We start from the raw sequence: 25,322 nt of genomic DNA, 5'->3' as shown, positions 1-25,322 counted from the left end.
TTTTCGGTTTCGTTTTTTTATTTAACGTATTTTTTAAGATCTTTGGCTACGTCTGTCTTTTCCCAGGTAAAGCCTTCCTCTGTCCTGCCGAAATGTCCATACGCCGCCGTCTTTTTAAATCGGCTACCGTTAGACTCGCGTAGCTTCAGTTCAGCGATGATGCCGTGTGGCGTCAGCTCAAAATGATCCTGTATTATCTTTATTATCTTATCATCACTCAATCTTCCGGTGCCGTAAGTATTGACCATTATCGAAACCGGATCCGCGCGGCCGATTACATACGCCAGCTGTATCATTAGTTTGTCGGCGATCTTGGCGGCTACGAGGTTTTTAGCTATATAGCGGCCCATATATGCCGCCGAGCGGTCGACCTTTGTGGGATCTTTTCCCGAAAACGCTCCGCCGCCGTGCGGCACTGTGCCGCCGTAGGTATCAACGATGATCTTACGCCCCGTCATGCCCGTATCGGATTGCGGCCCGCCTATCAAAAAGAGCCCCGTCTGATTTACATAAAACTGCGTATCCTTATCGATATAATTTTTCAATATCGGCTTCGCAACTTTTTCTATTATCTCTTTTCTCGCATCCGCCGAAAAAAGTTTCGTCTTTTTATCGATGGCTTCTTCCGTATGCTGGGAAGCCAAAACCACGGATGTGACGCGCGCAGGCTTGCCGTCGTGATATTCTACGGTAACCTGTGATTTTCCATCAGGCCCGAGATACTTCAGCACATTCTCTTTCCTGACCTCGGCAAATCTCTTACAGAGTTTGTGGGCAAGCATTATAGGAAGCGGCATAAGTTCCGGCGTTTCATTACACGCATAGCCCATCATCATTCCCTGGTCGCCGGCGCCACCCGCATCGACACCCATCGCTATATCCGGCGATTGTGTATGTATGGCATTCAGTATGGCACAGGTGTGGTAGTCAAACCCGTATTTCGGATGCGTATAACCTATGTCCTTAAGAAGATTTCGGCAAAGTTTATGTATATCCACATATGCGGTTGTTGTTATTTCGCCGCCGATTATTATAAGCCCCATCGTAACGTATGTTTCGCAAGCCACGCGGCCGGATGGGTCCTGCCTCAAAACCTCATCCAGAACGCTATCTGAAACCTGATCGCAGACTTTGTCGGGGTGGCCTTCGGTCACGCTCTCCGATGTAAAAAGATACTTATGCTTTGCCATTATTTCTTCTCCTTGTTTAGATATTCACTATCGGCCTTCTTGTACGACTCCATATTACCTATATCATACCAATCTTCCTGAAAAGCGAAGGCATACACCTTATCGCGCTTCGACAGCCACCCTATATAATAACCGGGGGCATCAAGTTTGGTCTGCATTTTAACATATTCGTCTATAAAATCAACTTTATCTTTCGGAAAATAATATATTCCTGTCGATATAAGGGTCGACTTTGGCTCTGCCGGTTTCTCCTCAAAATCGATGACCCTGCCGTCCGCGTCCACTTTAACGACGCCGAAATTCTTCGCCAATTCTTTATCCCCTATGTCATGCACAGCGATAGAAACGCCGTCTTTGCCTGCCGCGAATTTAAGAAACTTGCCGAGATCGAATTCAAACAGGTTATCCCCCGCGACAACCAACACGTCGTCCTTGATCGCTTCTTCCCTTATGACAAACTCCAGGTCTTTTATCGCTCCGAGCCGGTTTTCGTTGGAAGTTGTGCCGTCGCATATCAGGGCTATCTTGTTTTTATGCCTGGACTCCTTCAGCCAATCGCCGAAATTTTTGAAAAATTTGGAATTGGTTATCAGATACACGGAGGACACTTCTCTTATCTTTAGTACTTTTTCAAGTATCCTGTCGATCATCTTCTTGTTGCCGATCTGCAATAAGGACTTCGATGTATTGAGCGTCAATGGATGGAGCCTTATGGAATAACCCGCCGCTAAGATTATTAATGTCATAATACCTCTCCCGGCTTTATGTTAAAGCCTTTTTCAAATACGTTATTCGATCGACCGGTGTCGGATCGATCCCGTTCAGCATCGCCAAATAATAACTCACGTAATCGCCGGTATACATCAGAGAAAATATTCTTGCAAGCCGTGAACGCCCTGAAGACGCTACCTCTATAACGCGACAACCTTCTTTTTTTATTATATCTCGCGCTATATCCATCTTCCGGGATACGCGCGGATGTCCGGACGCATCGCGTAAAATTACAGCGACAAAATTTTTTAAGCTGCCCTTAGGGTATTTCCAACCCACTATATCGTTATGAGCCATCTCCGGAAAGAGATGCCCGGAAGAGAGAGTCTTCGCATTCTCAGAAAGAGCGCTCCTCCACCTCGTCACAGCGCAATCCGTCTCGTCCTGTGTCGCATATATTACCGGAAACTTGCCGTATAATTCCTTCGCTATCTTTTTCGCGAGATTCTTCTTTTCCGGCACTTTGCAACCTATATATTCGCGCCTTAAAACATCCAGCATCCTGATAGTTTCATTTGTTTCGCGCGTTTTGTCCTTTATGATCCCTATTCCGGAAAGAATGGTTAGCGCCGGGAAAAACCCGTATCCAATGGCGCATCTCGGCGGCAATCCTCTGGGTATCGTTACGGCAGGCACTCCATCCTTACGCGCACGGCATTGCAAAATACCACCTGAAGTAATAACAAAAATCTTCGCCTTCCTTTTTATGGCATCCCGGTAAGCGCTTATTGTCTCTTCTGTATTGCCGGAGTAACTTGACACTATAACTAACGTTCGCTCGCCCGTGAAAGCCGGCAATGAATACCCTCTATTTACAAAGATCGGGATCGACGCGTCATTAAAAAGATAAGACTTTAACACATCGGCCGCTATTGCCGAACCGCCCATACCGGCAAAAACTATATTGTTGTAAGATATGCGATAGGCGTCGGGAATATTAAGCGTCAAAGCTATTTTCTTCGCCTCTTCACATTGCCTGGGGAATGATTCGATCATTCCGAGCATGTCGGACCTGTCATGCTTCCTGATAAGCTTCTGGTCATCGAGTGAAGGCATCTATCATTCCACTTCTATCGCGAGATCCGGTACTATTTCCTTAAGTTTCTTTTTGGCAAACTTCTCTACCTCTTTGCCGGTCGAAAGGCTTATAGCCCCCTGCGCTATCTCCTTTGCCTGACGCAACGTAACCGATCGTATTATACGCTTTATCTCCGGTATTGCTATCGGCGACGTACTGAATTCATCCAGGCCAAGACCCAGCAATATTATCGTCATAGCAATATCACCGGCCATTTCACCGCACATCCCTACCCATATCCCGGCATTGTGCCCATTCTCTATCACCATCTTGATAAGCCGCAATACCGCCGGATGCGCCGGCTCATACAAATACGCTATCTTTTCATTGACCCTGTCCACGGCAAGGGAATACTGGATAAGATCGTTGGTTCCTATGGAAAAGAAATCCACCTCTTTGGCAAGTATATCGCTGGTGATCGCGGCCGAAGGAACTTCTATCATCGCGCCGACTTCCATATTCTCATCGAACGGGATACCTTCCTTCTTCAGTTCGCGCTCGGCCTCTTCCAGCAAAGCATTGGCCTGACGAAGCTCCTCTAAACCGGATATCATCGGGTACATTATCTTGAGCTTTCCATGGGAAGACGCTCGTAAGATGGCTCTCAATTGCATTTTGAATATGTCCGGCCTCGCTAAACAAAACCTTATGGCGCGCCAACCCAGGAATGGGTTCATCTGCTGTGGCACTTCGAGTTGTGAAAGGAACTTGTCCCCGCCTATGTCGAGAGTCCTTACAATAACAGGATCCGGCTTCAGCCTCTTGACCACGGCAGAATATGCCTTATACTGCTCTTCTTCCGCAGGAAGATCCTTTCTGTTCATATAAAAATATTCGGTCCGGTATAAACCTATGCCGGTCGCGCCATGACCTATTACCGAGGGAACATCTTCAGGAACTTCGATATTGGCGGACAATTCTATCGCTTTGCCGTCCAGCGTAACGCACGGCATATTTTTTAATTCCAAAAGGTGCTTGCCTACCTCGGCAAATCTTACCTTGTCTTTTTCATATTTTTTAATTGTCGCAAGTGTGGGATTTATTATTATGATACCGTGAGTGCCATCTATGATAACGGCATCACCGGACTCGACCTTGCGGGTGGCCGTTTCCAGCCCAACGACCGCCGGGATCTCCAGCGACTTTGCCATGATGGCCGTATGTGAGGTTCTGCCGCCGATGTCTGTGGCAAACGCGACTACGTTGCGTTTGTGCATCGTGGCGGTATCAGAAGGAGACAGGTCATATGCTATTACTATGACTTTCTCTTTAAGATTAGCCAGTACGTCTTCTTTAGCGCCTATGAGGTTTTTGAGTATTCTTCGGCCTACATCATTAACATCGCTTATGCGCTCTTTGAGATATTCATCGTCCATCTCGGAAAATACTTTTATGTATCTCCTTAGGACATCCTGAAATATATACTCTATCGATAAGCGTTCTCGCTTAAGGCGGGATACTACTTCTTCTATAAGCATGCTGTCGTCTATGACAAGCAGGTGAGCGCTGAATATCTGTCCGTGTTCCAAGCCCATCTCTTCAGAGATATGCTTTTTTATATCCTGTATCTCGTTCTTGGTCTGGACAAGAGCGTCTTTGAAACGTTTGATCTCGTTGGGTATCTGGAGGTCGTTGACGGTGCGGCGCGGAATAGTATACTGCTCCCTGCCGTACAGGAAGGCTTTCCCAACGGTTATACCCGGCGATGCCGGTATACCCTTCAGCATCAGCTCTTTCTTCTTAGTCATATTGTAGAAACCCTTCGGTTATCCCGCCGCCCGGCCTTTCGAGCTTTAGCCAGGGAATAAATGAGGCGGGATTTGCTTCAGACGAATGGAAACCCCGGCTTTCAAGCCGGGAAGCTTCATATGACAAAATCGTCTATGTCGTCGGTCAGTAATAGCCGCTCCAATTCCACGACTGCGGCTTCGGCATCTTCACCATTCGCTATAACGGTTATTTTTGAGCCGGCCGCGGCGGCCAGCATCATTATCCCCATTATCGACTTACCGTTTACCTTCTGCCTTCCCTTCGATACGGTAACCTCGCTGTTAAATTTATTGGCTATCTGGACAAATAACGCCGCGGGCCTGGCATGCAAACCCTGTTTATTTTTTATTGTGATAACTCTTTCGAAAGTCATATCCTATCTCGTCTTCTTCAGGCTTGTAACGAGGTCTACTATTATCTTTGATACTTTTTCGGAGTCATGCCTGACATAACCTTCCGCTTTCACTATATGCGCCTCAATTACTTTTGATTTCATCTTCTTTAAATTTTCCGAATCCGGAATGACGGGGTACGCCTCTTCCGTCTTATATTTTTCAAGTATCTCCGGTTTTATCTTCGCGGTATTGATAACACAGTAATCTACTATCCCGGGTGCCGTATGCTCTATTATCGCTTTCAAATGATCGCTGGCTTTATAATCCTCCGTCTCGCCCTTCTGCGTCATTATATTACAGACGTATATCTTTATCGCCTTGGAATCGATCATCTCCTGGTATATTTTACCGACTAATAAGTTCGGCATTATGCTGGTATAAAGACTACCGGGCCCCATCACTATTACATCAGCTTTTCTTATGGCATCTATCGCTTCATCGGCAGGCCTGCAATTTACCGGCTTCAGACGGATGCGTTTTATGGCTTTGCCCGATTTAGGGATTTGGCTCTCTCCGGCCGTTTCGGTACCGTCGGAGTGCTCTGCCACCAGCGTAACCTTATCCAGGGTCGAAGGTAGCACGCGCCCCCTGATCGCCAGGACCTTGCTCGATTCTTTTATAGCGGCGTCGAAATCTCCCGTTACCTGAGAAAGCGCCGTTATGAACAGATTGCCGAAATTATGTCCGGCAAGTTCCGTGCCTTCGGCGAACCTGAATTGAAACAGCTTACCCACCAATAACTCGGCGTCGGCCAGCGCAACCAGACAATTGCGTATATCCCCGGGGGGCAACACATCGAACTCTTTACGCAAACGGCCCGAAGACCCGCCATCATCGGCAACAGTAACGATAGCCGTAATATTGCTCGTATATTCTTTTAATCCGCGGAGAAGCGTGGAGAGCCCTGTGCCTCCGCCTATAACCACTACTCTGGCCCCTTTTTCGAGAACTCTCTTCTTATAAACTTTATCTACGAGCTCATCCTGGTTTTGCGGAAGAAACACCAGCACCAGGGATCGGATTATACGTTTTATCCCGGTCACCACCGCAAGTATGCCAAGGATTATTATTATTCCCGCGAAGGTTTTGTTCCTGGTCTGCTGTTCCAGTAGAACCATGACAAAACCCATAGAAACCATTATAACGCCGAATACGGTTAGAAGTATCCAGCGCTTCACCCACATGCCGGGATAAAGCCATTTGAAGGCTTTCAGTATTTTCATTAGTATTTCTTCGAATCTTCTTCCTGAATTATACGAAGAATCTCTTTTTCGTCGCCGGCTTTTTTAAGCAGCTCTCTAAAAAATTTATCTTTCAACATGCGGGAAATGCGCGCAAGTGCTTTAAGGTGGGGCCCCGCCGATTCTTCGGGCGCTATTAGAAGGAAGAATATATACACCGGGTCTCCGTCCAGCGAATCGAAATTCACGCCTTTCTGCGACAACCCGAATGCGGCCACGAGACCTTTAGCGTTAACCGATTTCGCGTGAGGTATGCCTATTCCTTGACCTATCCCCGTTGAGCCCAATGATTCCCTCGTCAGGAGCGCTTTAATAAGTTCTTCTTTATTCTTTATATCTTCGGCCGCGGCGAGAAGATCGACCAACTCCCGTATCACACCCTCTTTATCGGAGGACTTGAGATTGGCGGTTATCGCTTTTTTGCTTAAGAAATCCATGATCTTCATAAAGCACGTCTCCTTTTAGTACTAGCGTCTTAGAAATTTCCTCTTGAAAATTCCAAAATCAAAACCCTGCTTATTCCCTCATCTCCTTAAAATTTTTCTCTGAAAATTTCAGGGAAAATCGAAGTATCTGAAACTCCAGGACCCGAAAACTTTCTTCGAAAAGTTTTGCTCACTCCTTCGATTTTCCGGAGGAAAATCGAAGTATCTGAAACTCCAGGACCCGAAAACTTTCTTCGAAAAGTTTTCGGAGTACCCAGATTTTGTTCGGAAATTTCCAAACAAAATCTGGACTTGTCAAACCCCAGGACCCTAAAATTTCCTATTGGAAATTTTAGGAGCGTGGTGCCCGCACCAAGAATCGAACTTGGAACCTTGACATTAAGAGTGTCCTGCTCTGCCAATTGAGCTATGCGGGCGCTATAATCTTACTCTTTAGCCCTGTCGGCGAAATCTCGCCGAAGCTTCATCCAATCTTACTGTCGTAGCGCAGGAGGATGAGCTATGCGGGCCAGGATTTTTCAGAGCAAAATCGAAGTATCTGAAACTCCAGGACCTGAAAACTTTCTTCGAAAAGTTTTGCTCACTCCTTCGATTTTGCGGAGCAAAATCGAAGTATCTGAAACTCCAGGACCTGAAAACTTTCTTCGAAAAGTTTTCAGAATATGGAGCGGCGGATGGGGTTCGAACCCACGACATCGACCTTGGCAAGGTCGCATTCTACCACTGAATTACCGCCGCTTGGAAATTTCTCTTGAAATTTCCAGTCCTATAGCGAATCAATAAATTTTAAATTTTCTCCGAAAATTTAAAATTTGAAGGAGAGCTATAGGACAAATATATCAAAATACGAAAAATACGCTCAGAAAATCTTCTTTAAAATTTCTACGAATAAAGGCTCATTATACTTAATTTTGTTAAACGTGTAAAGATGAATTTACACTAAAGTACCTGAAAATTTTGCCATCCAATTTCCCGAGGATTTTTTGAAAGACTCCTTAGGAAAATCGGGGCTTGTGGTGCGGACGGAGAGAGTTGAACTCTCAAGCCTTGCGGCATACGGTCCTAAGCCGTACGTGTCTGCCAGTTCCACCACGTCCGCTAGAAAAATTCTTTTGTAAAATTTTATATTCCGCCCCTTGCGTAAACATATGAAAATTATCTTTGATAATTTTCATATATGCTTCGGGGCGTTTTCGCCATAGTCTTACAGTGGCGAAAACTGGCGCGCCCGGCAGGAGTCGAACCTGCGACCTAGTGGTTCGAAGCCACTCACTCTATCCAGTTGAGCTACGGGCGCAATTTATATATAGCTTCATTTACATCAACAGGGATCAATATCTGGGTTTTTTGATAATTTCCGCTGGCAGTGCCGTCTCGGAAAACACGTTTTTTGCAACCCACTCCTTGGCCGGTGAAGCTGGCGACGATATCTCGACTTTTGTATTACCATCGTCGATTTTTGTAAAGAACATACCTACCGGTGTAGTATTAGGATTTAAATAAAATACCGCTATCATTCCCTCGTCCTGATAATATATCGAAATGTTCGGCATGGTTTTCAGGATACCCTCTACCTTCGCGTAGCATGCCTGATAATCATATTTGAATACTTTTACAAGCGCGGTCTTGCGGGCCTCCTCTACGCTCAATGTCGAATTACCTATGGCGGCACGCAATATCTCTACCGGCGAGAACTGCTTTTTCGAAACCTCTTTCAGCGACGACGCACAGCCGCTTAGAAAGATGGACGCCAATAGCACAGTTAAAATATACTTCATCACTCCCCCTTTGCTCTTTTACTCAAAAGTTCCCTGATCTTGCCCAGCAATTCCTGCGGTTCGAACGGCTTCGTAACATATTCATCCGCGCCCGTCTCTTTAGCAAGCCTTATGTCTTCTTCCTGGGCCCTGGCCGAGAATATTATAACAGGTATACCGGAATACTGAGAATCCTTTTTCAGGATACTGCATACTTTGTATCCATCGAGCTTAGGCAACATGAGATCGAGCATTATCAGATCCGGTTTTTCTGTCCGCGCTTTTTCGAGCGCTTCAGCTCCATCCTCCGCCGTTACCACACTATACCCTGAGTGCGACAATCGGAACTTTACAGTCTCCAACAGGTCTTTTTCATCATCAACAACCAATATCTTGTATTCTCCTGCCATATCATCTCCTTTAGATTTAACTGCTTCTTCGCCTTTCCGCAATAGGAAGTACGAAACTAAAAGTAGCCCCGGCGCCCGCCGCTGTGGATTCCGCCCATATTCTTCCGCCGTGGGTCTTTATTATATCTTTTGATATTGCCAATCCCAGGCCTGTACTGCCGGTTTTTCTGGTTGAGCCCTGGTCTAATTGTTCAAACTGTTTAAACAGCCTGGGGATATCTGTATCTTTTATTCCCGCGCCGGTGTCACTCACAGAAACTTTGATAAAGTTTTCGCCGCCTCGGCTTGTTCTAATAATTATCTCGCCCTTATCCGTATATTTGATCGCATTGTCAATAAGGTTGATCAATACCTCCATTATCCTGTCCTTGTCGAATTTCACGCGGGGAAGCACCTCATCAAGCTCCGCTTTTATCTCCAGGCCTTTACCGCTCGCCGCAGAGGTCATCATGCGGCCCGCTTCCTCAACCACCTCGTTAATATCGTGCTCCGCAAAGCGAAATTCCATTTTTCCGGCTTCCAGTTTCTGGAAATTCAATATGTCGTTTATAAGCCGTGAAAGCCGGTCGACATTGCGCTTGGCTATATCGAGAAAACCTTCCTGGTCTTTGTTTATGGATCCGGCAGTGCCGTCGGCAACTATCGATATCCCCTCCTTGATGGCGGCTAACGGCGTTCTTAGTTCATGCGATACCATCGAAGTAAAATCTGTCTTTATCCTCAGGCTCTCCTCGAGCTTCTTCGAATATTTATCCAATTCCTTTTTCGATTCGGCCAGATCCTCCAGCATATTAAGAGTTGCCGCCTGGGTGTGGGAAAGCTCTTTAGTCCGATCCTCTACCATGCGTTCAAGGTTTTTCGAAAAGTCTTCAAGCTCCTCCTGTTTATTTTTTACTGTATTTACCATCGACTTAAATGCTTCCGTAAATCCTTCCAGATCGTCGCCGGTCTTAACATTTAATTTATAACTCCAATCTCCAGCCATTATATGCTCAGCGGCCACATTAAGCTCATGTATAGGAACGGACAGGAAGTTGCCAAAAAAAGAACCTACGGGTATTATAACTATCAATAGCACGATCGCTACACCAACAAGCTGAACTATAAATTTATAAAGCGACGCCATCGTTTCATCCGCATCCTGCAGGATGACCATCGTCCATCCTACGCCTCTTCCAACAATGTAATGCGGGTTAACAGCGGAGAACGCCGCAAATATTTTTCCGCCGTTAGGATCAGGATTATTAAAAAAAGCATACCCCTTTTTGTTCGCGCGTATACCGATAAGCTCTTCATCGCTGAAGAGCTGTCTGCTCATGGGCGGAAGATTTTGATAAAATATAATGCGGCCTTCGCCGTCAATCAAAGCGACGCGTCCGGTCTTACCAATACTGAGAGTTTTGATCCCGGCAAGAAGACGATTTAACGAAATATTGTACTTACAGATACCTATTACAGCGCCCGCCTTATCTTTGAACGGGATCGCGATAGGAATAACCCAAATGCCGCTCGACTCATCATGTTCCGCTTCCCCGACAAATATATTACCTTTACCGTCATTGTACGATTTTTGCCACCATTCCTCATCGGCCTGATAAAAATCGCTCGATCTTCCGGATGCCGCGACGAGACCGCCGAATTTATCGGTTGCCAATAACTCCGCTATGCTTTTTCTTACCGCCACTATCTCCGCCATTCCTACGCTTACCCTGTTTTCAAGGCACTCTTTTATTATCGGACTATCCGGTTTTGCACCCATCCACTTCTTATCCGTATCCAACAAATATGTTTTTATCGCTTCACTATTCATCCCTTGATATTTATTATTCTGTTCCTTCAAAAAATTTAGCCATATCGATCTTGTGGCGTAAGATTTTGCGTCTTCTACTTCGCCGTCAATGGTTTCATTTATATAATTGCTGAGCAATCGCGATATCTGTAAATATTCTTTTCCTATGGACGCCTGTAATAGATTGGCCTGTGAAAAATATACAAGTATCGCGCCAAGAGTCATGGTAACAAATATGGAGAAGGATATTATAAGTGTAAGCCGGGCCTTTATCGTGGTCTTCCTGGCCATAAAAGAAACGCCTTTATTAAAAACACCCGTCATCATAAAAAAGCCTAACGCCAGCATAGCGGCACATATCATACGAACCAACTGTACGGGAAAGCCGAATAGTTTCATAAAGTTAGAATTATTAAAAACAGAGGCCGGGAAAAATCCGTATTCCGGAGTAACTAAACCTGAGAACACGCCGTAAATAATAAAAAATATGCCCGAAACGTATATACCTATCGAAACGGTTAGGGGCAAGCCGGTATTTTTAAATTTTTTGAAAGCGCTTAACAGGACAGCGGCTGTTAGGAATATCCCCGGAGCCCCAATCAGGTAGCGTGAAAATATCATGGTAACCGTAAAATCTTTGGAGAAAATATATACGCCTAAAACAGTTATCAAACAAACTATTGGCAGGAAAAATATAATTTTTAATTTAGGCCGATACCGCACAAGTATCCTGACGCCAAAAACAAAAAGTACAATAAAAGACAGCGGTAGGAGCGCGCCACGGATCACGCGTATAACGTGCATCGACATCGAGCCTCCGCTTAACGTCAGAAGCTCGGTCCACTCATACAGGCCATGCAATAGGCCAAATAATCCGATGAATTTTATATCTCTATCCAGCCCAAAATAATCCTGTTTCCTGGGCATCAAAAATATAACCGCACCCATGGTCAAAAACGCCAATCCGTAAAAGAAATAGACCGTTACCATTTTACCGCCTGTTTTAATCCCTCGACAGAAATAATAGTATACACTAAAATCGTATTTTTCAAACGACTCTTACTTAACGTACGGATATTTATTCAGGACATTAAGAATCTTGTCCGCGGATTTCGGCATTTTGGTCTTATTCTCGAGTAATATTTCTCGGGCGGATAGCTTTTTCCCATAAAGCTCGTCATCGCCCTCCCAGTGCTGTACGATAACGGATCCGCCCAGTTTTGCGCCGGCAAACAATCCCCTGCTACGTGAATATGAAAGAATGCCGCCCTTAAGCTGAATGTCGGTCGAGGCTTCCGCGGCCCTGCCCACCGGCCCCGCGGCTACGTCCGCGTCCACGCCAAGTTTGAATTTGCCCTGCAGGATGCCATCCACGCTTCGCCTGTTCATGATAAGAAGCACGTAATCCGTCGCCTGCCCGCCTATCTGCAATCCTATAGATCCACCCGCTATTGTAAATATAGCCGGCGACGACCACTTGCCGCTCGCCGTATCCCTGACCATTATAATACCCTGCCCATACTGCCCGCCGATACCAAAACCCGCCGAGATCGTAGATGGAAATATCGCTATAGCCGAACATTTTGATAAAAGTTCCGATGGTATCGAATCATCCGGCATCTCCTGGACCTCGGATAGCACCTTACCCGATTCCTCAACGAGCGCCGTCCATTTATTTTCGGCAAACACATGCGCAGGCATAAACACAATGCTTACGGCCATAGCTATAATCAAAAAAAACACGCATCTTTTCATTTTAATCCTCCCGTTTTTATATTATTTTTACAACTATGATCGTAAGGTCGTCATGCTGACCGGCTCTGCCTTCGAATTTTTTTACATCTTTTTTTATCGCCTCTATCAATTTTTCCGATGAGGACATCCGGTTCTTTCCGGAAACACTCAGCAATCGCTCGGTACCATACATTTCGCGGCGGACATTCATCGCCTCGGTAACGCCATCCGTATAGAATATTATTATATCACCTTTCGCTATGGACGCGCGCGCGGCGGGATAATTTCCTTCAAATAAGCCGAGAGGCGTACCGCCGTCGGTATCTAAGAATTTCGCTTTCTCACCTTCATGTAAAAGGATCGCCGGTAAATGCCCACCGTTCGCGTAAACAAGTTCTTTGCCGGATACGTCCAGTATGGCGTAGAAAGACGTCAGGAATAGTCCCGACGAGGACTCTTTGAGAAGCTTCATATTGAGTGAGGACAAAACTTTATCCGGCGACGGGGCTGACTCTGCCGACGATCTGAACGCGCCTGCGGACAGCGCCATGAAAAGACTCGCAGGCACGCCTTTGCCGGAGACATCCCCTATCATTATGCCTATCCTGCCGGCGCCCATATCGACAAAATCATACAGGTCTCCGCCAACCTGCTTTGCCGTAACCATACCTGCGGCTATTTCTACCCCATCCATGCTCGGTACGCTCTTCGGCAAAAAACTCTCCTGTATCTTTTTAGCGATATCGAGTTCGCTCTCAAGAATAAGACGCCTCTTCCATTCCGCGGCGTATTTACACAAAGTAAAAAAAAGGTATGCGGCTACTAAAACGGCCAATGGGTAAAACAGATCGATCCATAGCCCGTAGAGATTGAAAAGCAAAATAGCGACGCCGGAGAAAAACAACGATTCGACCGCAAGCATTAAAAATCCGGCAACAGGTTTCATTTTTAACGCTATCAGAGATTGAAACGCCGCCAGGAACATCAGTACCGCTAAGTTCGGCCATCTTCCGATCCGCGTTATGAATCTTTTGTTAATTATGGAATCGATCACTTCGGCATGGACACCCATCGTTGGATAGAGCGGCTCGAGAGGGGTGGGGTGCAGATCTACCGTACCTGTGGCAGTCAAGCCTATTATGCATATCTTATCCTTAAAAGCTTTCATATCAAGGATCGGAGCGTCGCCCCGATCGGATGCCATATACGACTGCAACACATCAACGTAAGAGTAATGATGAAATGCCCGCTTCCATTTCCCGGAAAAGTTTATCACGATATTGGAATATTCGTCGAGCGGCACTGCCTCTATCCCGGGAAAACCGGGATAATCGGATGCGACGCGCAGGGCCATGGAGGGGCGTCTCGCCCCGTCATATTCTATAAGAAGCGGCGCCATTCTGAATTTTCCGTCATTATCGGGCGGAACATTTATATACCCTTCCCCTTTTGCCGATAAACTTAATTCGTTCAGGTTTCCGGCTATAATACCTGAAGCCGTGAGACAATCTTTCGTTTTTTTTGATTGAATGTCGAAGACAAACGGCAGGTATACGTTTCCCGCGTCCTTCATGGCGTTTTCCAGGTCTTCGTCATATTCACGAGGTTCGCTGAAAAATATATCGAATACTATCGCGCGCGCGCCGGCCGCTGAAAGGGCCCTTATGAGAAGCGCGTGATAATTCCGCCCGATCGGCCAATCGCCCAATTTCTTTAGAGTATCGTCCCCCATCTCGATAACCGCGATATTATCCGAAACCCCCGACGGTGGACGAAAAGCAAACCTTAGATCGAGGGCTTGCAGCTCCTGGGCGTCGAAGGCACGAAAATATGAACCCGCGGATACAGCCAGGATCAGGATGGGAACAAAATAGAGTAAAGGATTTTTGATAGGACTGTAGGTCATTTTCCCTTCATCAGCAGTTTCCATGGATGATGCTTAATATCCTCGCTGAATTCCTTAAAATTGACACTCGTCGCCTCCAGGTTTGACGCTATGCCATCAATCCTGGCTTTATTATCGGAAACAACGTTATTGACGTTTGAGGCAAGCGTCTTCACTTCCGCGAGCGTCTTGTCGAGGTTCTCGGATATCGCATCCGCCTTCTTCATCAGTTTTCTCATCTCGACAGGGTCTTCGCTCGCGAGCGTAGAACCGTCTTTTGCGAAAGGCTTGTCGGGCGAGCCCGGCGTTATGCCTACATAGGCGTCGCCTATCATGCCGGACGTCGATATGAAGGCAACCGAGTCCTCATGGAATTTAGCGATATCGTTTATTGTGAGCACCAGCTCTATCTTGGTCTCAGGCAGATACTGAAAAGTTATCTTCTCCACCCTGCCCACATCTATACCGGAGAGTTTTACTATCGAATCGGACTTAACTCCCTCGGCATAGTTAAAATATGTTTTGATGCGATACGGTTTGGTTTTAAAATCCGTCGTCTTGGCCCAAAATATCACACCTACAGCTATCGCGGATATCACAACAACGGCTGTTTTTATCTCATTGGTTATCTTCACGTTTCATCTCCTTTGGCCTTATTTCATCAACTGCTCTAAATAATCGTCTTTCTGCTGGAAAAATTTTATCGGGCCGTCCGGACTGCCCGCGACGAACTGTTGGACCATCTGATTTTTACTCCCGCGTATCTCATCCGGCGTACCCACTTCGAGAACCCTACCTTCGTACAACATGGCAACTCTGCTCGCTATGGAAAATACGCTCTTCATGTCATGGGTAACGACAACGCTCGTAATGGAAAGCTTCTGCGATAGATCCAGTATAAGCTTATCTATCACGCCTGCCACTATCGGATCCAGTCCCGCCGTCGGCTCGTCGTAAAATACTATCTCCGGATCCATCACTATCGCCCGGGCAAGGCCCACCCGTTTTCGCATGCCGCCTGATATCTGGCTCGGCATAAGATCTTCGAAGCCTCTGAGCCCGACAAGCTCGAGTTTCATCTTTACCACTATATCTATAACGCTCTGCTCTATCTTCGCGTGTTCTTTAAGCGGCAACGCGACATTTTCTCCAACCGTCATCGAATCGAAAAGGGCCGATGACTGGAACGACATCCCTATCTTCTTCTTTACGCCGTCCAGATCGTCTTCTTTTAAAATACTCAAATCTTTACCCAAGAGATAGACCTTGCCGGAATCGGGTTTTAGCGCTCCTATCAGGTGGCGCAGGAACGTGCTCTTGCCGCAACCGGAGCCGCCCATTATAACAAAGGTCTCGCCTTTATATACTTCGAGACTTACGCCGCTTAGAACGGTTCTGTCGCCGAATTTCTTTACCACATTTTCTGCTTTTATTACTATCTCTTTTTCCATATATTATTTTTGCGTAAAATAGAATAGCCCTGTCAATATGCAGTCAAAAAGTATTATAAGTATAAAACTTGTCACTACGCTCATGGTCGTCGCTTTGCCGACACCTTCGGCGCCGCCCTTAGTTTTTAATCCCGTATGACATCCAACCATCGCTATCGTTATCGCAAATACAACGCTTTTGACAAGCCCTGTCCAAACGTCTTTCCATTGCATATATTTGAATGAGAATGTTATGTACCTGTAAGGATCGAGATGAAGATTAAATACACCCACCAGAAAGCCGCCGAATATGCCGATGATATCCGCCAGAACGGTAAGGCATGGGAGCATAATCAGAAGCGCAAGAAACCGCGGAACGACGAGAAACCGGACAGGATTCAAGGCCATCGTCTCGAGCGCCTCTATCTGCTCGGTAACCTTCATCGTGCCGAGTTCCGCCGCTATTGCCGCGCCAACGCGCCCTGTAACCACAAGTGCCGTCAGTACCGGCGCAAGTTCCCTTGCCAGAGCCACCGCGACCATCGGAGCGACATAGATATTAGCGCCAAACCTCGCGAGCTGATAAGCCGACTGCATCGCTATGACTATGCCTGTGAAGAATGCGACGAAAGACGTTATCATAAGCGAGCCGACACCGGCGAATACCATCTGGCTGAAGATACTGTCCGCTTTTACAAATTTATTCTTCAGCGGACCGACGATCAGCCAGTATATGGTGTCGAAAAAAAGCGCCAGAGTATTATAACCCATCCTATAACCCCGCAACGGCTTCTTCTTCGCTGGCCATTATCTCGAATAGCTTATCCAATTTAGTTATCTCGAAGAGGCTCTTTATTTTCGGCGACATCGCGGCAAGCCGCATCTTCCCGCCGTAAGAACGCATATTCTTCAATATACCGACGAGCGTAGCAAGCCCCGATGAATCGACATACGTAACCTTCGACAACTCTATCACTATCTTCGGCGTCTTCTTCCCGGTGAGTTTATCAAAAATCTTCTTCATCTCCGGACTGCGCACTATATCTATCTCGCCGTCTATGTAACAGATCGTCAACTCGCCTCTTGTCTCCGTTTTTACCGCCATCTTACCTCTCCTCCGCCAACCGCACAGGTTGGCCAATTACTCTGTCAACCGCGTAGGTTGGCCAGTCATTTAACTCAGATAACCTACGCGGTTATCTGCTACACGCCAACCGCGTAGGTTGGCCAGTCATTTAACTCAAATAACCTACGCGGTTATCTCCTACGGTTATCTCCTACACTACGCGATTACCTCAACGACTTTTCCATCCTGATCCTGTTACCTCTTTTATTAAACTCCACCCGGTCCATAAGCCGCACGATGAGATGCAGTCCACGGCCGGACTCTTTAGTTATATTGCATTCTTCGGTAGGATCCGGAACGCGTGCCGGCTGAAAACCGGCGCCCTCGTCCTCTACTTCCACAGCGATATTATCACCGTCTATGCTGTAATCAACCTTCACTTGCAATTTTAGGTCGGAACGATTGCCGTGAATAATGGCGTTTCTGACCGCCTCCTCGATACATAATGTTATATCAAAGAGCCGCTCTTCGCTCACTTTGTACGGCAAAAGTTGTTCAAGTATCCCGGATGAAACTTTCTTTATCGAACTTGTCCGGCTCGGAACCTTTATGGTTCCCGCGCAACTATCCATTACTCACCTTTAACGTCAGGATCGTATTTTGCGAAATAGATGTCGTCTATATAAACAACTCCAACCTTTTTGGTAACGGCTATATCGCTGAATACAACAACTATTTCCTTCATATCCTTAAACGTATTTATGCCGACAAAATCCTTTAGCGGCAACACTATGCGTTTCCATTCCGACGTTATACCATCAACCTTCGCGCGGCCCGTCTGGCGCATATTCTTAAGCTCAACATTCACGCTGGTCGTAAATCCGGCTATCTTATCCCCTTTTATAGAGAATACAAGATACTTGTAGCCGGAGATGTCTATGCCCATCAGGTTTGTAAAGAAACCGTTATAGGCTGAGAATGATGTCTCGACATCATAAGTAAGTTTTAAAGCGTAGCCTTTTTCGCCCACCCTCTCCAATACCGTAAACTCATCCCTGCAATACTGACTGGGGTCGGAGAAGAACACATTCCACGATCCGAACGGCCCGCTTAAGTTGTTGAAATTTTCTTTCCTGTCAAAATCGTTCACCAGGACTTTGCCTTCTCTTAAGTATTCCACATTCTTCGCCCAGGATTGCCATACCTGCGCGTCGAGTTCGCCCAGCGGTACCTCTTTTATGATAACGCCCTTTTGTATGATCAACTCTGTGCCCTGGTTGGCAATGCGTTTACCCATCTTCGGTTTCCCTGCGTCATTAAGTTCTCGAACGAATACGGAGTTGTCGAATACACATACTTTCGTCATCCCCGGAGACGCTTCCTCCATCCATCCGGTGCCTCTGGCGCCGCATATAGCGGTGGGTGTCTTCACCACAAAGGAGGACTTCGGCTCCAGCCTCTTCACGTTTACCAGTAATTTGCCTTTAGAAAAATTGAGCGACGTCGGGTTGATCCCTTCGAATTCCACGATACTCTTCTCGCCTATCTTGATCGCCTTATCTGTATTGGCGCCTATAACTATATCGGCCGTCGATTCGCCGGCGGTCTCTATTACGTCTCCTTTTTCGATAACCGTAGAGGCTTCAAGTTTATGCCAACCGCCTCCCGCGCTTATCTTATTTATCTTTACATCGCCTTTTACGAGAAATGTATTACTGGTCTGATCTAATATAACCTCTTCCCTGGGCGCGAATAATTTTCCCGCAAATAGGAATACAGCAACGCCGGCAAGAACTACAAAAAGCAGGATTAAAACCACCACTAAAGGTTTCTTATTCATGACGCCGCTCCTTTTCTAGTTCTCCTTCGAGATCTTTTATCTTTTTCTTTAATTCAACCATCTTCAATTCACGATCCACGGTAGTCTTATTAATTATTTCCATCTCCCTGATCTTAATTTTTAGCGCCTCTTCAATGCGCCGGCGTAGCGTAATATCGTGCACTATATTCATGATAACCTGCTCACCGCGCAAATCCACCATTTGACTGTTCACTTCCAGACTGACAATCGTCCCGTCGCCTTTGTTATAAATAACATCCGAAGTGATGCGTCCATCCTTTTTTACTTGCGCGATTCGATCGGATATCAGGGCAGTGTTTATGGAGGATTCTACGTTCGATGCCGACATTTTGAGCAATACTTCGTGCTCATATCCCAATAAATTGCAGGCGGCGGGATTGGCCTCGATAAATTTTCCGGTCATGTCGTAAATATATACGGCATTGGGCGTATTATCAAATATAGTCGTAAAAAAAAGCGACTCTCTCTCTTGCTTATCTCTTAAAATTTTGTGCTTTAATTCCGTCTTATCTATAAAAGCCGCAAACCATATTATAAATGCGCTTATTACTGCCGCATTGGCTGTAGCCACCAGCGATATGCCGATCTCGTTGTTTATGACACCTCTTTTTTCGGCCAATAGCTTAGCCATACCGAAAATCGGCGGCACGATAATAGCGATAGGCGTCAGGCTCCGGGCCACAAGACCTCCTGCGCTATACCGTGTAACTATACTAATCAGCCCCGTATCCGGCCGGGCAAAAATAACTCCGGGAAACATTATAAAAAATGCTATGGAAGTATGGAATGCCATCACCGGATTCCCGCGCGGGAAATGATAAAGAAGCGGCACGTTATAAAGGTACCCCAATAACACGGCCGAGGCAATCAACATACCAAAAATTGCCGGAACCTGGTACAGATAATGACCGCGGCCCTCTTTTGATATTATTAAAAACATGGCATAACATACGAGAAAAAAAGTTATCACCGTACTCAATGCCATACGAACGGGGTTGACGGTGAAATCCGAGGGGATATTTACATGGATCAGTAATTGATCAATGCCTATATCTATACCGGAGATATATTCAAAAAACGTAAGGCCGGCTATCACGGCAATCAACGAAATACAACATAGCGCTATCAGTCTGTTCGTCCTGGTATTGCGGCTTATCTGAATCAGCCATAATGAAAGACCGGCGAGTATAAAGCATAATGCGGTATTGACCTTCATCGTAACGAGTCCCGGGATCGCGTTCCTTACGACGGGAGTATTTATAAATATGCCGATGCATCCCGCTATAAAAGTCAGGATGGCCGACAAATTTGAAACGGCCGCAAACGAAAGTATAAGGCGTTCCTGCGGGGTTGGTTTCATCAGCGCCTATTATAGCTGTATTTTATGCCCGGCGACAAGGAAAATCGTGCATAAAACTCAGGAGTGAACGCATTATCGTTAATGGATCCGGTGGGCATCCAGGGATGTGCAAAATAACAGGCAGGATATTTTCTACACCGTCGCGGGTATAATAAGATCCTTTGAATGCCCCTCCGTCCTTGGCACAATCTCCCAGGGCAATCACAAATTTCGGCTCAGGCATCGCCTCATATGTTTTCTTCAGGGCAAGGATCATGTTCTTAGAAACGGGCCCGGTAACAAGAAGCGCGTCCGCGTGGCGTGGAGAGGCCACGAAATCTATGCCGAAGCGTTGTATGTCGTACAAAGGATTAGAGCACGCGATTATCTCCGATTCGCATGCGCCGCATGAACCGGTATCGACTTCGCGGATGTGAAACGACCTGCCGAACTTCGCGTGAATAGCTCTTTTAAGATCCCGGCCGATATTTTCGATTTCGGGCAGTGCGACAATACCGGCCTCGTCGAGTTTTAACGTAACTCTGCCCTTTTCGATGCTACTTTTAAATATTCTAAAGTTCATAGGTCATTACCCGCGTATGATAGATCGAAACTTTTATTGCATAAAGGAAAATCGGGAATAATGTTTCCCAAAACGGCAAACGAGAGAGCGTCCCAGTTATGAAAAGAAGGATCCACGATCTTGCATCTGGCTATCTTACCGTCGCGATCCAACCTCATCCAGACCAGTACAGCTCCGCGCCATGCCTCGACATAGCCGAATGCAATCCCTTCCTTCACTTGCCCCGTAGCTTTGATTTCCGGACTGCATGAACTGAGTTTTTCCAAGGATTGGCTAATAAGGCTAAACGACTCTTTCGATTCGGCGATTCTTACCCTAAGGCGCGAAGCGACATCGCCCGCATGCTCTTTCGCCGCGGCGAAAGATAGGGTATCGTAAATACCCGGCAAGGCCTTTCTCAAATCCAGCGCAATGCCGCTTGCGCGCGCGGCTACACCAGTTATGCCGAGGTCGCGGGCTGTATTGGCGCGCAAAATCCCCGTCGCGTCGACACGATCCATAAAAGAGACGCTCGTTAAAAGCATATCTTCCAGAGAACAGATATCTTTTTCTATCTTCCCAAGCGCCTCGCGGATAATTACGGCTTTATTTTTATCGATATCCTGTAAAATCCCCCCGACTGCGTTAATACCTTTAAGATATCGGGAAGCGGATATTTTCTGATTGAGCTGGAGTATCGATTCTTTTATCAGGCTCGCGAATTGCGCGGGGAAACTGAAACCTACATCGAGGGCGATGCCGCCCATGTCGTTTGCGTGATTATACAAACGTTCGAGCTCCAGGTATATCACGCGAAGCAGTTGCGCCCTTACAGGAACGTCTATGCCAAATATCTTTTCCGCGGAACGGCAGAAAGCGAGGCTGTAGCCAAATGCCGTGTCGCCGCTTACGCGTTCAAATATCTTTACCGCCTCCGAGGTATCCATACCTTCGAGAAGCTTCTCGATGCCTCTATGCGTCCACCCGAGCCGCAACTCCAGATTTACTATCGGTTCCCCCGCCGAGCTGAACCTGAAATGGCCCGGCCCTATAATACCGGCATGCACCGGCCCGACTGGAATCTCGAATATGCCTTCCCCTTCTACGCGTTTAAATCTATACGCCGGACCAGGTGCGGGGAGATCGCGCGGCGCGATAAAATCTTTACGAAGCGGGTAATATCCTTCGGGCCAGACCTCGTCGTGAAGCTTAAGCCTTCTTAAGTCGGGGTTGCCCGATGGCATTATCCCGAACATCTCTTTTATCTCGCGCTCAAACAGGCTGGCGGAATAAATATTCTTCGCAAGCGAATCGAACGCCGGATCATCCTGCGCGATATTCTGCCGGACGAATATCCAGGAACGCGTCTGCAGGCTTAAGAAACCGCAATAAAGCGCGAAGACGCCCGAAGCCTCGCGCAGGTCCTCGGCAAAAAATGTCATCACCGGAGAATCGAGCTTCTTATGCATGAGACTGCATGTTCCGGCAAAATCCGCGGCGGAAACGGTAAGATACAACTCGTCCCGGCGCAACATATCAAACCCGGACGTCTTGATATTCGCGGAATCCAGAATGTTCTTTATATAATCTTGGGTATTCATCTTACGTTCCTAATATCAGACGCTCGCAACTTACGAGCAGGTCAAAAAACGGCTTCGGAATATTCAACCCGAACCATAATATAAAGATACCTAAAAACACCAGCGCTATCTTGGCGCTAAGCGGCTCTTTCCGGACCTGCGCCGCATTGGGCTTGTTCCCCAAAACAACTTTACTTATATGATGCAGAAGTCCCGCGAATGCCATGGCGATAAAAGCGAGTATAATCGCGGCCAGAAGATAATGTTTTCCGTTAAAAACAGATATCAGGATCATCAATTTGCTTACAAATATGGAAAAAGGCGGCATGCCGACCAACGCGAACAGACCCAAGAACATCGCCGTCCCGGCAAAAGGCGCGACCTTGATCATCCCCTGCATCCGGCTCATGCTATTGCCATGGTATGCGCGCACCGCCTCTCCGGCGCAGAAGAACATGAGCGCTTTGGTAACCGCGTGATTAAATGCCTGGAGAAGGCCTGCGAATATGCCGCCACATGGGCCAAGACCGAGAGCCAGAGACACCAGCCCTATATTTTCAACGGTCGAATACGCAAGCAGTCTTTTCAAATCCTTTTGCACAAGTATAAAAGCGCCCGCTATCACGATAGAAACGATACCGAAGAATACGAATATCTTCGCGCTGAACGCGTATCCGACGGAAAGATTCGCCAGCATCACAAAACGGAGCATTGCGTACAAGGATATTTTTATCAGCACACCCGAGAGTAACCCGCTCACCGGCGAAAGGGCCTGGCTATGAGCGTCGGGAAGCCAGTTGTGCATCGGCGCGAGTCCCGCCTTGGTGCCGAACCCGACGAGGATAAAGATAAGCGCAAGCTTCACGATCTTAGGGTCGAACGCCCCCGACCCCGAAAGCATGCTCGCCCATTCCAGGCTCTTGACGCCCGCATCTTTAGAAGATGTGTAGTAGAAAAATATTATCCCTAAAAGCGCGAACGCTATTCCTACCGAACATATAACGATATATTTCCAGGCGGCCTCTATCGATTCTTTCACATTGTGAAAACCGACGAGGAACGCCGAGATGAGCGTCGTCATCTCTATCGCGATCCAGATCAACGCCAGATTGTTCAGGACGGGAACCATGAGCATCGTGAATGAGAAAAGATTGAATAACTGAAAATACCCGGACGCCTTACGGACAGATATCTCCGAGTTTTCCACTTCCTGACGGATGTATCCTATCGAATATACGCTTGCGGCGAAACTAACAACGGCGGTAGTGAATAAAAAGAAGACACTGAGCGAATCGACATATATCCATCCCCACAAACTTACCGCGGAGCTTCCCTTTGCTAAAAAGTCCTTCATGAAGAATACAAATGCGGCCAGAAGCGCCAGATAGCCGAACGCATTCACCATGCCGAGTATTTTCACTTTCTTGATAAAGGATGAAAGGATCGTCAGGAGGATCGGTATAAATATTATCGTTGCGATAAGCATAAATTAACCTTTAAGCGACTTCATCTTTGATGTGTCGATATGCGTAAAAAGCCTGTTTACCTTATATACGAAAACTTCCAATATTATAATGAAGACAAATACGTCGAAGAAGAGCGCTATCTCGACGAAGAACGGCATGCCGCCTGCTATAGCGCCCGCCGCCAGGAATATGCCGTTTTCCATTACAAGAAGCCCGATGACCTGGCTTAGCGCCTTCATCCTGCTAACCATAAGAAAGAATCCGACGCACACCGTAGTAAGCGAAACTATGAAAGCCGCCGAATGAGCGAAGTCGGTAAGCGCCATGGTGTGGCGCGCGAAAATATATGAAAGATATGTAAAAACGAGCGCTATCACCATGGAAACCTGCGGATTTATGAGAAGCCCCAAGTCCTCTTCTACATTAATACGGCGCACGATACGTTTCAGCATGAATGGTATGGCTATGACTTTTAATACGAGGATCAGCCCGCAGACGATAAATAATTCCATATGCAACTGGCTAAAGCCCATATATAAAGTATAAAGAAACAAGAATATCGCCTGAGCCATGAATGCCCGTATGAGAGCGGTCACTCTTTTGGCAATGACCAGAAGAAACGTAACCACAAGGAAGCCGCTTAAAAGAAAGTTTATCATCATAATTTTACAACCCCAAACTCGCTGTAATCGTCGCGACGAGCGCTACAAAAAAAGCGAAGCTTAAAAAATCTACAACCCTGAATAACCGCATCTTTGCCACCGATACCTCGATAACCGCCATGACAAGACCTATGGCGGCGATCTTTATCGGGAATAGCGCCCAGCCCCAGCGCCCTGCTTCTACGGGCATGAAAAAACACCCGGCGATAAGTACGAAAAATAGCATCTGTTTTACATGGCTTGCCAGCTCTATGAGCGCCAGGCTCCTCCCCGAATGTTCAAGCACCATCGCTTCGTGCACCATCGTAAGCTCGAGATGCGTCTCCTGGTTATCGACGGGAATACGCGATGTCTCGGCGATCGCCGCCATCAAAAGCGCGCACCCCGCGAGTATGCCTGATACCTTGAACGTGGTGCCGGTGCCCATGCATAACGCGAATACCGCGACAAATATCGTCGGCTCGGCAAAGCTCGAGACGAACATTTCTCTGGAAGACCCCATCCCGCCGAAAGCCGAGGCGGTGTCGAGCCCGGAGAGCGCCAAAAAGAATCGCCCCAGGCTTAAGATAAAAAAAGCCGCTATGATAACCGCCACCCCGCTATTCGCAGGAGGACATATCCGGGCAAACAATATCAAATATAGCGCCAGCGCGCTCGTTGCGAATACGACTACCGGCGCAGTATAAAATATCCACGAAACGTTTTTCGAAATGACCTCGTTCTTCGAAAACAATTTTCGTAAATTATAATATGGCCAAAATATGCCCTGCCCTTTTCTCATGCGGAAATTATTCTTTAACTTCCGTATGAAACCGCTTAAAAGCGGCGCGAGAGCCGCCAGTAAAACCGTTTCCATCCCGATAATGATAACGTTATATAATATTGTCATG

At 46.8% G+C, this 25,322-nt stretch carries 24 protein-coding genes and 4 tRNA genes; all 28 read right to left on the bottom strand.

Annotated features, from left to right (window positions below; all coding sequences use genetic code 11):
* Window positions 1–17: 17 nt before the first annotated feature.
* Complete coding sequence (gene metK, locus PHS46_02040) at window positions 18–1,190, bottom strand: methionine adenosyltransferase (GenBank protein MDD3905290.1); 1,173 nt, start codon at window positions 1,188–1,190, stop codon at window positions 18–20.
* Entirely contained in the window at window positions 1,190–1,936 is a 747-nt protein-coding gene (locus PHS46_02035) for a nucleotidyltransferase family protein (GenBank protein MDD3905289.1), read from the bottom strand. Before PHS46_02035 ends, metK begins: the two co-directional genes overlap by 1 nt.
* A 16-nt stretch (window positions 1,937–1,952) precedes the next feature.
* Window positions 1,953–3,017, bottom strand: coding sequence for a bifunctional phosphoglucose/phosphomannose isomerase (locus PHS46_02030; GenBank protein MDD3905288.1), 1,065 nt, complete (start codon window positions 3,015–3,017; stop codon window positions 1,953–1,955).
* A 3-nt stretch (window positions 3,018–3,020) separates the two neighbouring features.
* A complete protein-coding gene (gene ptsP, locus PHS46_02025) occupies window positions 3,021–4,766 on the bottom strand; it encodes a phosphoenolpyruvate--protein phosphotransferase (GenBank protein ID MDD3905287.1) in 1,746 nt (581 codons plus the stop codon).
* Window positions 4,767–4,903: 137 nt separating this feature from the next.
* Window positions 4,904–5,182, bottom strand: coding sequence for an HPr family phosphocarrier protein (locus tag PHS46_02020; GenBank protein ID MDD3905286.1), 279 nt, complete (start codon window positions 5,180–5,182; stop codon window positions 4,904–4,906).
* A 3-nt stretch (window positions 5,183–5,185) separates the two neighbouring features.
* Entirely contained in the window at window positions 5,186–6,427 is a 1,242-nt protein-coding gene (locus PHS46_02015) for a YvcK family protein (GenBank protein ID MDD3905285.1), read from the bottom strand.
* Entirely contained in the window at window positions 6,427–6,891 is a 465-nt protein-coding gene (locus PHS46_02010) for a PTS sugar transporter subunit IIA (GenBank protein MDD3905284.1), read from the bottom strand. Before PHS46_02010 ends, PHS46_02015 begins: the two co-directional genes overlap by 1 nt.
* 340 nt (window positions 6,892–7,231) lie before the next feature.
* A tRNA-Lys gene (locus tag PHS46_02005) sits at window positions 7,232–7,307 on the bottom strand.
* A 247-nt stretch (window positions 7,308–7,554) separates the two neighbouring features.
* A tRNA-Gly gene (locus PHS46_02000) sits at window positions 7,555–7,629 on the bottom strand.
* 276 nt (window positions 7,630–7,905) lie between these two features.
* Window positions 7,906–7,990: transfer RNA gene (locus PHS46_01995), tRNA-Leu, on the bottom strand.
* Window positions 7,991–8,111: 121 nt separating this feature from the next.
* Window positions 8,112–8,188: transfer RNA gene (locus PHS46_01990), tRNA-Arg, on the bottom strand.
* 34 nt (window positions 8,189–8,222) lie between these two features.
* On the bottom strand, window positions 8,223–8,669 hold the full coding sequence (locus tag PHS46_01985) for a hypothetical protein (GenBank protein MDD3905283.1): 447 nt from the start codon (window positions 8,667–8,669) through the stop codon (window positions 8,223–8,225).
* Window positions 8,669–9,058: a response regulator gene (locus PHS46_01980; GenBank protein MDD3905282.1), complete on the bottom strand. Its 390-nt coding sequence runs from the start codon at window positions 9,056–9,058 to the stop codon at window positions 8,669–8,671. The genes PHS46_01985 and PHS46_01980 overlap by 1 nt, the downstream gene beginning before the upstream one ends.
* Window positions 9,059–9,074: 16 nt before the next feature.
* The gene (locus tag PHS46_01975) at window positions 9,075–11,837 is read right to left on the bottom strand and encodes an ATP-binding protein (GenBank protein ID MDD3905281.1); all 2,763 of its coding nucleotides are present in this window, start codon (window positions 11,835–11,837) and stop codon (window positions 9,075–9,077) included.
* Between the two features lie 69 nt (window positions 11,838–11,906).
* Window positions 11,907–12,602 carry a lipid-binding SYLF domain-containing protein gene (locus PHS46_01970; GenBank protein ID MDD3905280.1) on the bottom strand — a complete coding sequence of 232 codons (696 nt, stop codon included), beginning with the start codon at window positions 12,600–12,602 and terminating at the stop codon, window positions 11,907–11,909.
* Between the two features lie 16 nt (window positions 12,603–12,618).
* Complete coding sequence (locus tag PHS46_01965; GenBank protein MDD3905279.1) at window positions 12,619–14,511, bottom strand: CHASE2 domain-containing protein; 1,893 nt, start codon at window positions 14,509–14,511, stop codon at window positions 12,619–12,621.
* Window positions 14,484–15,101, bottom strand: coding sequence for an MlaD family protein (locus PHS46_01960; protein MDD3905278.1), 618 nt, complete (start codon window positions 15,099–15,101; stop codon window positions 14,484–14,486). The genes PHS46_01965 and PHS46_01960 overlap by 28 nt, the downstream gene beginning before the upstream one ends.
* An 18-nt stretch (window positions 15,102–15,119) precedes the next feature.
* Window positions 15,120–15,917: an ABC transporter ATP-binding protein gene (locus PHS46_01955; GenBank protein ID MDD3905277.1), complete on the bottom strand. Its 798-nt coding sequence runs from the start codon at window positions 15,915–15,917 to the stop codon at window positions 15,120–15,122.
* A 3-nt stretch (window positions 15,918–15,920) separates the two neighbouring features.
* The gene (locus PHS46_01950) at window positions 15,921–16,667 is read right to left on the bottom strand and encodes an ABC transporter permease (protein ID MDD3905276.1); all 747 of its coding nucleotides are present in this window, start codon (window positions 16,665–16,667) and stop codon (window positions 15,921–15,923) included.
* Window position 16,668: 1 nt separating this feature from the next.
* Window positions 16,669–17,001, bottom strand: coding sequence for an STAS domain-containing protein (locus tag PHS46_01945; protein ID MDD3905275.1), 333 nt, complete (start codon window positions 16,999–17,001; stop codon window positions 16,669–16,671).
* 185 nt (window positions 17,002–17,186) lie between these two features.
* The gene (locus PHS46_01940) at window positions 17,187–17,594 is read right to left on the bottom strand and encodes an ATP-binding protein (GenBank protein MDD3905274.1); all 408 of its coding nucleotides are present in this window, start codon (window positions 17,592–17,594) and stop codon (window positions 17,187–17,189) included.
* Window positions 17,594–18,802: a FecR domain-containing protein gene (locus PHS46_01935; GenBank protein ID MDD3905273.1), complete on the bottom strand. Its 1,209-nt coding sequence runs from the start codon at window positions 18,800–18,802 to the stop codon at window positions 17,594–17,596. Before PHS46_01935 ends, PHS46_01940 begins: the two co-directional genes overlap by 1 nt.
* Window positions 18,795–20,183 (bottom strand): PAS domain S-box protein, encoded by a 1,389-nt coding sequence (locus PHS46_01930; GenBank protein MDD3905272.1) that lies wholly within the window; start codon window positions 20,181–20,183, stop codon window positions 18,795–18,797. The genes PHS46_01935 and PHS46_01930 overlap by 8 nt, the downstream gene beginning before the upstream one ends.
* Window positions 20,184–20,205: 22 nt before the next feature.
* Window positions 20,206–20,745, bottom strand: a complete 540-nt coding sequence (locus PHS46_01925) for an NADH-quinone oxidoreductase subunit B family protein (protein MDD3905271.1) — start codon at window positions 20,743–20,745, stop codon at window positions 20,206–20,208.
* Window positions 20,742–22,325: an NADH-quinone oxidoreductase subunit C gene (locus tag PHS46_01920; protein ID MDD3905270.1), complete on the bottom strand. Its 1,584-nt coding sequence runs from the start codon at window positions 22,323–22,325 to the stop codon at window positions 20,742–20,744. Before PHS46_01920 ends, PHS46_01925 begins: the two co-directional genes overlap by 4 nt.
* Before the next feature lies 1 nt (window position 22,326).
* The gene (locus PHS46_01915) at window positions 22,327–23,790 is read right to left on the bottom strand and encodes a proton-conducting transporter membrane subunit (protein ID MDD3905269.1); all 1,464 of its coding nucleotides are present in this window, start codon (window positions 23,788–23,790) and stop codon (window positions 22,327–22,329) included.
* A 3-nt stretch (window positions 23,791–23,793) separates the two neighbouring features.
* Window positions 23,794–24,432, bottom strand: coding sequence for a hypothetical protein (locus PHS46_01910; protein MDD3905268.1), 639 nt, complete (start codon window positions 24,430–24,432; stop codon window positions 23,794–23,796).
* 4 nt (window positions 24,433–24,436) lie between these two features.
* On the bottom strand, window positions 24,437–25,321 hold the full coding sequence (locus PHS46_01905) for an NADH-quinone oxidoreductase subunit H (GenBank protein ID MDD3905267.1): 885 nt from the start codon (window positions 25,319–25,321) through the stop codon (window positions 24,437–24,439).
* Window position 25,322: the final 1 nt, after the last annotated feature.

This window comes from Candidatus Omnitrophota bacterium, from assembly GCA_028699255.1.
Taxonomy (GTDB): Bacteria; Omnitrophota; Gorgyraeia; order 2-01-FULL-45-10; family 2-01-FULL-45-10; genus FEN-1322.
This window is presented reverse-complemented; position numbering and strand designations above follow the sequence as displayed.